The sequence below is a fragment of the Aeoliella sp. genome (assembly GCF_965227375.1).
Lineage (GTDB): Bacteria > Planctomycetota > Planctomycetia > Pirellulales > Lacipirellulaceae > Aeoliella.
In genome coordinates this window covers 1,731,273-1,744,963 of the sequence record NZ_CBDDFX010000001.1, presented here as the reverse complement: position 1 = coordinate 1,744,963, position 13,691 = coordinate 1,731,273, and the positions used below count along the sequence as shown (strand labels likewise).

The 13,691-nt window shown below is 61.2% G+C and carries 10 protein-coding genes; 4 read left to right on the top strand and 6 right to left on the bottom strand.

The annotated features are described in order from the left end of the window. Positions 1-58: 58 nt before the first annotated feature. Positions 59-424, bottom strand: a complete 366-nt coding sequence (locus ACQK2L_RS07140) for a hypothetical protein (RefSeq protein WP_425396248.1) — start codon at positions 422-424, stop codon at positions 59-61. 163 nt (positions 425-587) lie between these two features. Between ACQK2L_RS07140 and ACQK2L_RS07135 the strand changes: the two genes are divergently transcribed. Then, the gene (locus ACQK2L_RS07135) at positions 588-1,712 is read left to right on the top strand and encodes a hypothetical protein (protein WP_425396247.1); all 1,125 of its coding nucleotides are present in this window, start codon (positions 588-590) and stop codon (positions 1,710-1,712) included. Positions 1,713-1,870: 158 nt separating this feature from the next. On the opposite strand, the gene ilvB is transcribed toward ACQK2L_RS07135, so the two are convergent. The 3 genes from ilvB to ACQK2L_RS07120 all read right to left on the bottom strand — a co-directional run bounded on the left by ilvB (position 1,871) and on the right by ACQK2L_RS07120 (position 5,225). After that, positions 1,871-3,649 (bottom strand): biosynthetic-type acetolactate synthase large subunit, encoded by a 1,779-nt coding sequence (ilvB, locus tag ACQK2L_RS07130; protein ID WP_425396246.1) that lies wholly within the window; start codon positions 3,647-3,649, stop codon positions 1,871-1,873. 240 nt (positions 3,650-3,889) lie between these two features. After that, positions 3,890-4,114 carry a hypothetical protein gene (locus tag ACQK2L_RS07125; protein ID WP_425396245.1) on the bottom strand — a complete coding sequence of 75 codons (225 nt, stop codon included), beginning with the start codon at positions 4,112-4,114 and terminating at the stop codon, positions 3,890-3,892. Positions 4,115-4,739: 625 nt separating this feature from the next. Then, a complete protein-coding gene (locus ACQK2L_RS07120) occupies positions 4,740-5,225 on the bottom strand; it encodes a hypothetical protein (protein ID WP_425396244.1) in 486 nt (161 codons plus the stop codon). 142 nt (positions 5,226-5,367) lie between these two features. Here ACQK2L_RS07120 and ACQK2L_RS07115 point away from each other — a divergent pair, with 142 nt between their 5' ends. Further along, the gene (locus tag ACQK2L_RS07115) at positions 5,368-5,886 is read left to right on the top strand and encodes a hypothetical protein (protein ID WP_425396243.1); all 519 of its coding nucleotides are present in this window, start codon (positions 5,368-5,370) and stop codon (positions 5,884-5,886) included. Between the two features lie 7 nt (positions 5,887-5,893). Here the strand turns inward: ACQK2L_RS07115 and ACQK2L_RS07110 are convergent, their stop codons facing one another. Further along, on the bottom strand, positions 5,894-6,142 hold the full coding sequence (locus tag ACQK2L_RS07110; RefSeq protein ID WP_425396242.1) for a TfoX/Sxy family protein: 249 nt from the start codon (positions 6,140-6,142) through the stop codon (positions 5,894-5,896). Between the two features lie 138 nt (positions 6,143-6,280). Between ACQK2L_RS07110 and ACQK2L_RS07105 the strand changes: the two genes are divergently transcribed. Then, positions 6,281-8,947, top strand: a complete 2,667-nt coding sequence (locus tag ACQK2L_RS07105) for a sigma-70 family RNA polymerase sigma factor (protein ID WP_425396241.1) — start codon at positions 6,281-6,283, stop codon at positions 8,945-8,947. A 1-nt stretch (position 8,948) separates the two neighbouring features. Here ACQK2L_RS07105 and ACQK2L_RS07100 read toward each other — a convergent pair whose 3' ends face one another. Then, positions 8,949-11,114: a serine/threonine protein kinase gene (locus ACQK2L_RS07100; RefSeq protein WP_425396240.1), complete on the bottom strand. Its 2,166-nt coding sequence runs from the start codon at positions 11,112-11,114 to the stop codon at positions 8,949-8,951. A 441-nt stretch (positions 11,115-11,555) separates the two neighbouring features. On the opposite strand from ACQK2L_RS07100, the gene ACQK2L_RS07095 reads away from it, so the two are divergent. Then, positions 11,556-13,586, top strand: coding sequence for a choice-of-anchor Q domain-containing protein (locus ACQK2L_RS07095; RefSeq protein ID WP_425396239.1), 2,031 nt, complete (start codon positions 11,556-11,558; stop codon positions 13,584-13,586). Positions 13,587-13,691 lie beyond the last annotated feature (105 nt).

Genomic DNA, 13,691 nt, shown 5'->3' with positions numbered 1-13,691 from the left:
CGCTCGAATGATCCGGACGCTCACGCGTCCCGGCTCGCTGCTACCCCAACTTCACTGCCTACGACCGCGGAGCACGCTGCACCAACTCGGGGTGCTGGCGCTTAAACTCCGCCAGCCACCGCCGATCCTTGAACAACCGCCGGCCGAGGTGCGGCTTCAACCGCGCGGCTTCCTGCGCCAGCTGTTCGTTGTCTTCGAACAACGTAAACGGGTGCCAACCAACTGGCCTGAGCCCGTACCGATCGGGAATGATCGTGGCTTTGTGCGAATAGTCATCCTCGCGCGAGGCTTCGTTGATCTGCAAGGCAAACCGCCACGCGCCGGTGTGGTAGTAGACGCAGAATCCCGACGGAGGACTTAAGCCAACCCGGCCGAAGAGAAGAAGCCGCGACGCGGCTGGCGAAGGAGTGTCGATGCTGTGCAAAGGATTGAGATCATGTACGTTAGGGAGGATGCGATGGTCCGTTGCTCGCGGGGCTAAATATCTAGTGAATTTCGGCTACGCGCAATGGCGAAATTGCAGTATGATGCGTTGTTGGCGGAGAGCGGTCTCCAGCGCACTGGATTTCACTGGAAAGCACTAACCGATGTCGCGTCTTTGCTTGTTCATTGTGGCTGCAGTTTTCGCACTGGGCACCGCTCGGGCAGAGATTTTTCTCTCCGCCGAGGTAATGCCTACGCCGGGGCTAGCTGGATTCTCGACCTACACGATTACAGCGACGTCTAACGTCGGCAAAATCACGGCTTACGACTTTGGGACCAACCCTGGTGCAACTGGTCTAGGCGTGTTCGGCCCTTTGCACCAAGGGCCGTTTGACGCCGTGTTCGACGTACCGGCTATTTCCCTTGCTGCGGCTGATCCGCTGTATGCCCCAGTCGCTGACACACGGTTCCTGATTTCGTCGAATGATGTGCTCGCGGTCCGTCCGCAAGAGACATCCGAGACCCTGAAAGCTGCCTTTGCGTTTCACGGCACGGCACGGCGGGAAACCACCGCGTCACAGAGTTTCCTGCAAATCGTAACAGAGGATCCCACGGCAGTGCACCTCTCTGGACTGATTATCTCGCAGTGGAACGACCAAGCAGCCGATGGCGTAGTCGACGCGATCGATATCTCACTCACCGACATCCCCATCGGTCCAGCGCCTGACCTGGCCAGTTTGCCGGTTTTCACTCCGCCGGTGAAGGAAGTACCACTGAGGATTCAACCCACTCCAACCGTGCCAGTTACTCCTGAACCCATTACTCCCGTGCCAGTCAAGCTACCCGAGGGAAAGGACTCACCCGATCCTCTCGATGTTACCCCAGAGCCCAACCAGTCCCCCAACACAGTGGATCTGGTCGAGGCGATAACGAATGAAAATCGCCCAGCGAGTACCCGTTCAGACTACCCTCTGGAGAGCGGGATGCTGCAGCCGATCTGGTTCTACGGTGGAGATTCAATCGAAACCAATCCCCCGCTCATCACGACACCACTCGAAATCATCCCACTTCCCGGCGCCACTCTCCGAGGTGGCGCTCTGCCGGTTGAGCTTGCGACGAGTCTCGTGTCTTTCGGCGACCTGTCATCCCTTGCCGACGCCGATTCTTTCGTCACGGCAAACATGCGTTCCTTCCAGGAACAATCTGTGGCAGTTCCTGAACCAGGGACTGGGGCTGTGGGGCTCCTGGCTGGATGTGCGATCGTGATATTCGCTCGACGAAGGCTGTAGGTTCGGTGACGCGGAGACTTCACACCACTCTACCACCGCGGAGCTTGCCCTTACCACGCTGCACCAACTCGGGGTGCTGGCGCTTAAACTCCGCCAGCCACCGCCGATCCTTGTAGGCGTAGAGGTTCATCGATGCGTCACTGCCTACCGCTCAACGTCTACTCCTTGATCATATCCTTCACCGTATGACCGCCTGGGATCATCGGTAGAACGTGTTCCTGGTAAGGCACGGCGACGTCCAGCACGTACGGGCCGTCGTAGTCGATCATCTCCTGGATGGCTGCTTCGAGGTCGCACTTCTTCTCGACGTAAGCACCGCCGCAGCCGAAGCCCTTGGCGATGGTCACGAAGTGCGGGTAACGCTCCTCCTGATGCAGCGAGCCGACACCGTCGCCTTGGCCACACCATTCAGGGTTGTCGATCGGGCCCAGGTAAGTGTGAGCGCGGTTGCCCTGCATGAAGCGGTCTTCCCACTGCACCACCATGCCGAGGTGCTGGTTATTCAAGAGCAGCACTTTCACCGGCAGCTTCTCGCACACCAGCGTGGCCAGCTCCTGCACGTTCATCAAGAAGCTGCCGTCGCCGTCGATGTCGATCACCAAGCGATTGGGGAACTGGCTCTGCACGCCCATGGCCGCCGGCAGGCCGAAGCCCATGGTGCCCAGGCCGCTGGACGAAAGCCAGGTGCGCGGCTTGTCGAACTTGTAGAACTGCGCCGCCCACATCTGGTGTTGGCCCACGCCCACGGTGATTACTGGGTCGAGCTGGTGAGTCATCTCCCACAGCGTGTGAATGGCGTGCTGCTGGGTGATGCCCTCATACTCTTTGTTGTACGTGAACGGCTCGTCGGCCTTCCACTTCTTGCACTTGGCCACCCAGTCGCCGATCTCCTCAGGCGGCTCGACAATCTTGTTCAGTTCTTCCAGTGCAAATTTCACGTCGCTGCACACGGGAATGTGCGCCGGCTTATTCTTGTTCAGCTCGGCCGCGTCGACGTCGATGTGCACGATCTTGCCGTGCTTGCAGAACTCCTCGACCTTGCCAGTCACGCGATCGTCGAACCGCACGCCCAACGCGATCAGCAGATCGGCTTCGTCCACTGCCAGGTTCGAGTACACGCTGCCGTGCATGCCGAGCATGTCGAGCGACAGTTCGTCGGTACCGGGATAAACACCCAGCCCCATGACCGTCATCGTGATCGGAATGCCGGTCTTCTCCACCAGCTTGCGAACGTCGTCCGAAGCATTCGCGGTAATGAGCCCACCACCAGCGTAGATGATCGGGCGTTTGGCGCGTTTGATGGCCGCGGCCACCTGCTTGATTTGCTCGGGTCGAGCGCGGGGCAGTTCTGCCTCGAAGCCCGGCAGCGCGATATCGGCGTTGTAATTTGGTACGCACTTGTCGAGCTGCACGTCCTTCGGCATGTCGACCAGCACAGGACCGGGACGACCGCTGGCAGCCACCAGGAACGCCTCGCGCATGACGCGGGCGACGTCGTTCACGTCGGTCACCAGGTAGTGATGCTTGGTGATGCCGCGGCACACTTCCACGATCGGCGTTTCCTGGAACGCATCACTGCCGATCACCTTGGTGGGAACCTGGCCAGTGATGCAGACCATCGGCACGCTGTCGAGCTTCGCGTCGGCGATGGCTGTGACCAGGTTGGTCGCGCCGGGGCCGCTGGTGGCCATGCACACGCCCACCTTGCCGGTGCTGCGGGCGATGCCCTGGGCGGCGAAACCGCCTCCCTGCTCGTGCCGGGGCAGAATGGTGCGGATCTTGTCCGAATGCCGCGTGAGCGCCTGATGCAGCGGCATGCTACACCCGCCCGGGTAGGCGAAGATGGTGTCGACGCCGTGGTTTACCAACGACTGCACCAGAATGTCAGCGCCGCTAACGAGTTCGGTGGATGTCTTTGGTGAAGTTGCTGTAGCCACGGTCTTTGCCTCGGGGGGAAACTCGGTTGGGGGGTAAACAGCCGCTAAGCCCGATAGACCCGCGGCGGCGCGAAACGGTTCATGATAAGTCAGCCGCAGAGGCTGGGCAACCAGTTCGGACCCTGGCTGCGACTGCAAAACCCGCTAAATCTCGGCTCAAGCTGGTAGCCGGATTCGCAAGAATTCGGACCAAGTCGCAGGAAACCGAATTCTTGCGAATCCGGCTACGAAACGCGGCGGCTACCCGCCGACCCGTTTGGGAATGGTGAACGAATACAGCACCACCACCGCACCGGCGCCCATCATGCTCCAAGGGGCCCAGTCGGGCGGCGAAATGGTTTGCGCGGCCCGCACCTCCTTGCCCGCCAATACTCTCGGCTTGATCACCGCTTTTTCCAGTGCCAGGGCCTCGACACCCAGCAGGCAACAATACGCACCCACTGCCAGAAAGAATGCACGCCACATGGCCTTCTTGGCCTCCACGTTCGCAGAACCGATCGATTTCTCGGTGTTTTATCGTCGTTCTCGACTCGGCGGTTGCAGCCATTGTGCCAGCTCCTCGGCGGATCGCCGCCCTCGCGGCCGGGTTATGTGGATTGTTCCGCAGCGGTGGATAAAGTCCCACCAACGGGAGTTTTGTCCCCAAAGTGGGACAAAACGATTCGTTGGCCCAAAACCCCAGCCCGCCATGCCCTGGGGAATTTTCGTAAGTCCTTTCGAAGTAACCATTTGCAACATCGGACGAAAGCAGGACCCAAAGGGTTTTGGGCCCCGGTTAACCGCAGGTGGGGCAAAACCCATTTTTGGCCATTCTCTCCGCCGAACGAGCACCCCCGGCGAGCCGGAAGCGTCAGCGCCCGGAGTGCCTCACCAGCACGGAATCCGACGCCCTACCCACCCAGCGCCCAACCAACCCCGTATTGTCCCACGTTGCGTGTAAGATTCCTACAAGCACAAGTAAAGAAAGTGGATTCCGTAGCTACCGTCACCAGACGGTGGACGCGGGGCCACAGCGCTCTGCAATTCGACTCGCAGTACGAAACAACGTTCTCCACGCTCTGGCGAGCGTAGTTACGTCGTTCAGTACGCCCTACCCGGCTTCCACCAACCGATGCGCGGCATCCGGGCGGAAGCTGCTCGTTTCGCCGAAGGCGGCTTGGCCGCCGAATTCCTGGGCGACGGCGCCGACCGCGGTGCGGATCTCTTGTTCCAACCGCTGCGGAGTCATCGCCACGCGAGCGTTGACGATCAGTTCGATGTCGGTGGCCGCGATGCCTGCTCGCTGCGAGTGCTCTACAGGGCTGCGACCGCTGAGATTGGCCGCCGCGATGCGTCCCTCGGCGAAGCCGACGATCTTGAGCTGCGCGGTTTCGCGGTGCGGTGGTTCGAAGCGACTGCCGAGCCGCCCAACCAAGGCGGGGAGCAGGTTGTCGACGTCGATCGCGCGATCGGCTTTCACCCGGCAGCGGCTGTTGAGCCACCCCAGTTCGGCCTCGGGCGCTGTCGCGTGGTCGTTTTCGGCAAGGGGTTGATCGAAACCGTCGCCGGTCTCGGTAGAATGCAGCGGGGAGGACATGGGGCAGCAGTCGTAAGGGCAACAGGGGGCAGGCCTGAGTGGTACAGTTCACTCTAACCACCACGGCGGGCACTGTCACGGACCACCGCCATGGAATTCTGGCTCGGCTCGGAAAACAGCAACTTCCACTCTTCAACACACCATGGATAAAGAACCCAAGACCCACCGGTGGCTACCTCGGTTCACCATTCGCGAACTGCTGCTGGCCATGGTGGCCGTCGGAGCCGTGGTGGCGCTGTTCGCCCAGCGGCAGCCGTTCGGGCGGCACAAGATGCTGCAGTCGCTCGATCCCTACTCCACGGTCGTGAAGATCTGCAGCGACGTCGGCGTCAAGGTCCAGAACACGTCGAGCCAACAAGCCTCGGGCGTAGTGTTCGGCGGTGGTTATTGCGTGGAGTCGGATTCCGAGTATTCCGAGCTGGGCTATGCCGACGCGACGACCAAGGTCATGCCGAAGCTGCTGGGCCATATCCGAGATGCCATTGAGTCGGACGATGGCGAAATTGTAGGTTCCGGCATCTCAGGCTCGACCGACGAATCCGTGGTTTCGCGATTTTCGCTTCAGTACCGCCGTGGACAGATTCGCGGCGTTGCGCGAGCGTATGCCTTCGAGTTGCCCGAAGGCGGTACGCGAATACTGGTCCTGATGGACGAGTATTGAGCACGTCCTATCCGTCCAGCTCCGCCAGCTTGTCGCGCAGCCGCTGCTTGTCGGCGTCCGTCAGGTCGCGCCAGTCGCAGTCGCGCAGTGCGCCTTCGAGCGCCCACAACAGATTGAGCGACACGCCGCGCTGTTGCTGGCGGACTCTGGCGTAGGCAACCACCGCGCCCAGCTCGCGCAGATCGGCAAGCGATTCGATCCCCGCTGCCGCTAGCCACGCGGAGCTTTTGGGACCGAGATTTCGCAGCTCTTCCACGGTCTTGATTCCTAGAAAATCGCTAGCATTGCGTGCGAGCCCAGCATTTTCAGCAGAAAATCCGGTCCGCCGAACGGCCGCAACGCTCTAATCTATTGAGGCCCACGAGTTTGCCACCCTACCCTGCGCAGGTTGATCTTGTCTACGCTCGAAGTTCCCTCCGAACAGTCCGACCAGCAGGAGCGGTCCGCCAGGCGTTCGATCGCCGCGACGGACGGCGAGTTGCTGCTGCGATTCACCCGCCACCAAGACGAATCCGCGTTTGCCCAGTTGGTCGAGGCTCACGGGCCGCTGGTCTGGAGCGTCTGCCGGCAGGTGCTGCATCGGCAGGCGGACATCGAGGACGCCTTTCAGGCGACATTCCTCATCCTGGCCAGCCGGGCGGGCGACATCCGGGCGAGCGACTCGGCGGCCGGCTGGCTCTATCGCGTGGCGCACCGCACCGCGGTGTCCCTGGCGCGGAAGAACAAATCCCGCCCCGAAGAACCATTGAACGGCCACGACTTCGCTGCGGCCGATAACAATCCGCTGGAAACGGTCCACCGCCAGCACTCGATCAACGTTCTGGTCGAGGAGTTGCGCACGCTGCCCGTCCGTTTCCAGGAACCGCTGGTGCTGTGTTACTTCGAAGGGCACTCGCGGAGCCGCGTGGCCGAGATGCTCGATCTGACCACGGCCACCATCAAGGGACGCCTGGCGCGCGGCAAGCAAATGCTGCGGCATCGGCTCGCGCGGCGGGGCGTCGCGCTGTCGGTGGTGGCCGCCCTTGCCGCGTCGACCGTCGAGAGCGCCAAAGCTTCGGCCGGCGAAACGCTCGCCGCCGGCACCGCCTCGGCTGCTACCTCGTACATCCATTCGGGCGGCGCCACGGCTGGCGCATCGTCCACCGCTTGTTCGCTTGCTCAACAAGGAGTGTCTGCTATGTTCTTCGCTTCGCTTGCCAAGCCGGCTTTGTCGGTCGCTGCGCTATTGGCCATGGGACTCGTCGCCGCGGCGGCCAGCGACGACCCACCGGAGACATCTCCTTCGAACTCCGCTCCCTTCGGGTTGGTAGCTTCGGCGGATGCAGACTTCGAAGCAAGTTCGGATCAAACCGACGTACACATCGAAGTCAAAGCGACGAATTCCGACGACTCCAACAGCCCTCGGCGGAAGCCGAGTGTTCTGGACCCCGATCCCCAGTTCACCGATCCCACAGATCCCTCGGCTCCCGCTGAAGACTCGAAACGCAAGGAAGTGCAAGTGGAGATCGTGAAGAGTGGCGATGGGTCAGGCGAAGACATTCTCATTCTGCGCGGCGACAAGGTTTCCGTTACCGACGTGCAGAAAATACTCAAGAAAAATGAGAGTCGCCGCGACCAGCCTCCGGTCGCGGTTGAAATGCACGAGATGCAAGTACACACACCAGATGGCGATCGCACGGTCCGCGTACCATCGATCGACTTGACCATGCCGGCGCAGCCCAATCTCACTTGGCACCAGGCGGCCGACCAGGGGCCGAGCGTCGAAGCGTTGGAACTGGAACTCAAGTACTGGGAAACTCGCACCCAGGGGTTGCGCATGAAGGCCGAGGGCATCGAACAACAAATCGAGCGGCTGCAAAAGCTGAAAGACACCGGCGCAATTCCAGCGGAAGAGCTGGCATCCGCCACCGAACGAGTCGGCGATATGATGCTGCTACGGGCCGACGCCTATCGCGCCGAAGCAAGAGTGCTGGAGACGAAGCGGAAGATCGAGCTACGGAAGAAGCAGTCGAACGTGCCCAAGGCGACGTTTGTGCCGGCGCCTCAAACGCGCGCGTGGCCGATACCCCACGACTTGAATTCTCCACAACCGGTATACGCACCGCAGCCGGCTCCTGCAGATTCCGCGATACCAACCCCGCGGTACGACGTGATCGTCGCGCCTGGCGCGCCACAACCACAACCACCTTGGTTCACCAATCTCGACGCGGCAACCCAACAGTCGCAGCAGAGCGGCCGGAATATGGTCGTGCACTTCTTCAGCCCTTACAGTCCGCCATGCCTGAAGGTGCTACAAATGGTGCAGTCCACACCCAGCACCAACAACTATCTCCATGATCATGCCATTCCCGTAAAAGTGGACGTTTCCCAGTTCCCTGCAACCGCACAGCGGTTCAAAATTCAACGTATTCCCACGGTTTGCGTAATCTCCCCCGATGGGCAAGTGTTGGACGAGTTCGTGGCCCCTGCGGAGGCAGAAGTCTACCTCAAGAAGCTAAAGGCCGTGGTGGGTGAGAAGCGAAGCGCGCCGTCTTCCTTCGACGAGAACGAAGCAGACAACGATTCGCCACCCGAAACGGATTCCGATGAGGATCACGGCGAAGAAGTCGGCGAAATGCTCCTGCCCGGCGAGGTCGTGATTGTCAAAATCTCTCGCCAGAAGCCTCGGTCGAGAGAGGATGCGTATTCGATTGGCATTAACGAAGGCGGCTACATCGGCGTTCCTGGCGCCAATCGCACCGCGAGGATCGCCGGGCCGCTGGAGAAGGCCGCCGAGAAGATCCTGACCGAACTACGCGCGTTCCACGGTGATTATTTCGACGCCATGGAAGTCGAAGTCGAGGTCGAGCCAACCGGGAAAGCGGCCTCGCGCGCAACACTCTCGTCGCCGATGCTCTCCCCGTTGTCGAGGCTGACGGATGGTCCTCCCACGGTGAGCGGTCCCTATTCCATGCAGCCGCAGAATCACGCGAGCGAACTTGAGCAACTCAAAGAAGAGCTCGAAGCCTTGCGCAAGGAGAACGAGGAGCTGCGAAAGAAGACGGGTCGAAATCGGCGATAGCTCACTCGAACAACATCGTCGCGTCGTTGTCGTCCGACTTGGTACCTTGCCCGGACGACTTCGGTGCGGTGCCGCGTTGGTGGCTGCTCCACCATGCGTCGGCCTGGTCGAGCGACCATTCATCGGCGGCCGCGCACGCGGCGAGCATTCGCACCAGGTCGCGGGCTGTTTGCGGACGTTTCGCGCGGGTCTTCTCCAGGCACGCGAGAATCGCGTGCTCTAGCTCGGCGGGCACTGGCTTGCCGAGTCGCTCGCTTGGCGGAACCGGGGGCTCGCTAGTGTGCATCTGGCACAAGTCGACCAGGCTGTCGGCCTCGAACACCGGGCGGCCCGTGAGCAGGAAGTAGCCCACCGCGCCCACCGCGTACAGGTCGCTGCACGCGTCGACCGAGCCCGGCAGCTGAATCGCCTCGGGCGACATGTACAACGGCGTGCCGGCCATCGATTCGGCTTCGCTCGCCGCATCCTCCTTCGCCCGCACCAGGCCGAAGTCGAGCACCTTCACCACGTCGCTCTCGCCGCCCCGCTGGTTGAGCATGATGTTGGCCGGCTTCACGTCGCGATGCACCAATCCGGAGCAATGAGCTTCGTACAGCGAACCACAAACCTGGCGCAGAATGTAAATCACCCGCCCCGCCGGCTGCGGGCCGTAGGTGTCGACCAGCGTTTGCAGGTTGATTCCGTCGAGGTACTCCATCGCGTAGTAGAACACCCCTTCGGGCGTGCGGCCGTAGTCGTAGATGGCCACCGTGTTGGGATGGTTCAGGTTGCTGGTAATCTGCACCTCGCGCTCGAACCGACCGATCGACGCGTCGGTAACTTTATTGGCGTCGAGCAACTTGATGGCGGTGGGACGGCGGAGCATCGCATGGCGGCCGCTGTACACCACGCCCATCGCCCCTTCGCCCAGCTTTTCTTCCAGTTTGTACTGGCCCAGCTGCTTGGCCTCGATGGCCGCCTCCCGCGCCTGTCGCTGCGCCCGCGACATGAGCAGCGTGAACACGAAGATAGCGATCGAGCAAATCGCGAGTAGCGCAAGCAGCGCCCAGAAGGTTCGCTTCAGAATCACCAGCGGCCGAAACGCTTCGCTGAAGTCCATCTCGGTGGCGACACCGAAGCCATACTCTTCGAGCCAGGTCCACGCGCCGATGACCGACACGCCGCGGTAGTCGCGGTAGCCCACTACGTCGACATCGGTGTTGCCTTCGACAGCGCTGGCCGCCATCTTGGTCAGCGGCAACTCGCTCCGCAGCACCTTGGGGCGGTAGCCCGTGGTGATGTTGCCACCCGGATCGCGAACCAGCAGGTTCAAGATCGATGCTTCGTCTTCGGGCAACAGCCCGTCGAGCTTCAGCTCATGGTCAAACCGGCTGTTGGAGAGCATCAGGCCATTGGCGTCGAACGCGTACGTCTCGCCCGACTCGCCCGTCTGGCCGAGTTGCAGGATGTTGGTGAATTCCATCTCGGGACGGATTTGTAGTCCCAGCGCGGCGACGACCTGCAAGTTTTGATCGTCCACGATCGGCGCGAAGACAAACATCATCGGCAACCCGGCGCGGACTTGTCCATCGCTGTCCACGTAACTCAGCACGCTCTTGTAAGGTCGCGTCACTGTCGCACTGCCATCGAATACACGTTCGACCACGTCGCTCATTTCCGCTGGCAGTTGCAATCCGATTGCTTCGGGCCGGCTGGCGGACAAGACGGTTGTGCGATCGACCACCACGAAGCCCTGATAGTCATGAGAGTTGATGGTCGGCCCCAGCAGCTCCGCCAGCTTCTTAGCGGCCGCGTCGTGGGCGGCCGGCTCTCCGTCGACCTTACTCTGATCCTGCAGTAGCTGCAGCGCGGTGTGACGAACATCGATATCCGCCGCCAGGCTCTCGGCATTCTGCTCTTGCGTGGTCAGCCAGGTTCGCAACATGGCGACTTCCACATTGCGCAATGTTTCGAACTCGCTGGTGAGCCCTTCCTCCATGGTCGCTTGAATCTTGCTGTCGACCAGCCAGCCAATGGTGGAGAGCAGCACCACCGCAATGATCGGCCACACCCAAATCTGCCGCGAAAGAAACCGCCGCGTCCGGGCGACGGTGCCCGCCACGGTGCGCGACGCCCAAGTCATGTGGGCGGCCGGCGGTCGGGTGAGGTGGGAATTGCGTTTGGACATCGGGCGTTTCGCGGAATTCGAGACCAGGTGATACGCAATCCATTGTAATTGCCCGCGGGCCCCCTCACACAGCCGCGGCTACGACGCGGCAAGCCGCCTCTGTTGCGCCGCAAACATAGGGAATTTCCGCAGAAAACTCGCCCGCCCCGGGTCCGTCGGCCAACTGGGCGCAGCCGACAGGAAGTTGACTCCAATCCGCGCGGGCGCACGACGCGGCCGCCCCTCGAACGACCGGGTCAGAAAACACCTCCCAAAATACCTGTAGCCCGGCAAGTTCAAGCCGCTGGCCGTGTTGAACTACGAGTACACCCGGGTAATAGAAAAGCACCAACCCGAAATTGGATGTTTTGGCTCCCCCATCGAAATTAAAAGGTGGTCTGGTGAGATACTGTGATAGAATGGGCGACGGTCTACCTCCTCTTGTTTCAGCAGGGAAGAACCATGGCACCGATCTCAGGCGGCAAAAGCAACGCTCGTTCATCTCGCGCGAGCAATCGCCACAAGTCACTCCGGCTCGAATCGTTGGAGCAGCGACACCTGCTCGCTATTACAGTGACCGTCGACACCGTGCTCGACGTGGTGGACGCCAATGATGGCGTCACGTCGATTCGCGAAGCCCTCGGCATGGCTACCTGGGGCGACGAGGTTGACTTCAACCTGGGCGCGGAGCCTGCCACGATCGTCCTGACCGAAGGCATCTTGGAGGTGCCAAGCGGCGTGAACCTGCGTGGTCCGGGTAGCGAGCTGCTCACCATCGACGCCAGCGGCAACGACCCCACCCCCGACCTCGAAAATGATGATGGCACCGGTGTGATTTTTGTGCCGTACGGCGACTTCGGGAACGAGTTCGAGGGACTAACCATCACCGGCGCGGACGGCGGTCCGGCGATCGAAAACTCCAACAGCTTGACGCTTCGCGACACTGTGGTTACCGGTAATCATGGCACCGGTCTAGAGCATTTCGATGGCGGCTATATCGGCGCTGCAAATACAATTCGCGTCATCGACAGTACGATCACCGGCGGCGTCAGCATCCGTTCAAAGTACTTGACTACCGACGCTTACATACAAAACTCAACTGTCTCCGGTGTTGGTCTGTACGGAGTGGATCTGGAAGTCGAGGGAAGTTGGGTGGGCGGTATATCGACTCGTTTTCGATGGGGTGGCATCTCGTCGTCGGGGTACTACGGTGGCAGAACGGTCATCAAAGATTCGTCGACCGGCTTCATCGACTGGCAGGCTGCCGCGGATCTGAAAATTGCCAACAGCTCCATCTCCGGTATGCGTGCAGATTTAGTTGGGGGAGGATCTAACGCCTACGACCAGTACCAGCAAGTTGAAATCACGGGCTCGACGGTTCGCGGGCAGGTGCGCGTAGCATCCTATGTCAACCCACTGCTCATTGAGAACTCCCTGGTGCAAGGAGGTATATACGCCGATGGCGCAACCGATATCGAGTTGAAACATAGCACCATCTCTGGCAGTACCCTTGAGCCCGCGATCAGACTCCAGTTTGCAAACAAACTGACCGTCTCCTACAGCACGATTACAGGCAATGCCGGGGGATTCGCTACCGGTATCGATGGCGATATTGGGCCGGTGGATAGCATCGTGTTCAACCACTCCATCTTCGATCAGGTGCTAGACGATTCCATCGTTCCCGCCAACGGAATCATCGCCAACCACAGCATCATTTCCGTCTCCGACGGCGCGACGATCACCAACAATGGGAGTTTGATCGGCACGGTTGAAGCCCCCGTCGATCCGCTGCTGGGACCGCTGGCCGACAACGGCGGCCCCACGATGACCCACGCCCTGTTGCCGAATAGTCCCGCGCTCGATGCGGGCGACATCGGCATCGTCAACCCGCCGATGTACGACCAGCGCGGCATGCCTTACAACCGCATCGCCGACGGCAACCTGCCGGACGATGTTGTGATTGATATCGGCGCCTACGAAGCCCAGAACATCCCGACCGCTGCACCCGGCGACTACAACCGCGACGGCGTGGTGGGGATGGCCGATTACGTGGTCTGGCGAAACAACCTGGGCGCGACCATCGAACCGCTGACTGGCGCCGATGGCGACGGCAACGGAGTGGTCGATACAACCGACTACCAAGTGTGGAAGTCGCACTTCGGTTTCTCGTTCGACATCCCTTCCGCAGCACTGGAACTGGCCGCAGCCAGTTCGGATCCAGCAGTGGTGTCGATTGATGCCGCTATGGCAAGCTTGGTGTCGTCCGATCCGCGAGCGGCAGAAGAACCGTCCATCACCCGCTCCGCAGCCACTTCGACGGCCAGCCGCGACGATGGGTTGTTGCTGCTGCAGCGAGCCAGCCAACCACCCACCACGAGAGCCACTGGGGCAAGCGGAAACGACGGCGATACGGACTCCAGCAGCGACCGCGAACACCGCGATCGCAGCGAATTCCATCTAGCGCTCAACGACCTGCTGAAACCGCGTCGGTAGTCCGCGGCGGCGAAAGTCGATTCGAGAATCGCGGCAGCTTGCCAGCGCAGGACTTTTTCTACCTCCGGCGGCCCAGGCAGCGTCCTGGGGCACAATTTCGGGCCG

Bases quoted from the DNA above. Each gene is read 5' to 3' on its own strand.
- ACQK2L_RS07095 (WP_425396239.1), top strand. From the start codon at position 11,556: ATGGCACCGATCTCAGGCGGCAAAAGCAACGCTCGTTCATCTCGCGCG.
- ACQK2L_RS07125 (WP_425396245.1), bottom strand. From the start codon at position 4,114: ATGTGGCGTGCATTCTTTCTGGCAGTGGGTGCGTATTGTTGCCTGCTG.
- ACQK2L_RS07135 (WP_425396247.1), top strand. From the start codon at position 588: ATGTCGCGTCTTTGCTTGTTCATTGTGGCTGCAGTTTTCGCACTGGGC.
- ACQK2L_RS07115 (WP_425396243.1), top strand. From the start codon at position 5,368: ATGGATAAAGAACCCAAGACCCACCGGTGGCTACCTCGGTTCACCATT.
- ACQK2L_RS07120 (WP_425396244.1), bottom strand. From the start codon at position 5,225: ATGTCCTCCCCGCTGCATTCTACCGAGACCGGCGACGGTTTCGATCAA.
- ACQK2L_RS07100 (WP_425396240.1), bottom strand. From the start codon at position 11,114: ATGTCCAAACGCAATTCCCACCTCACCCGACCGCCGGCCGCCCACATG.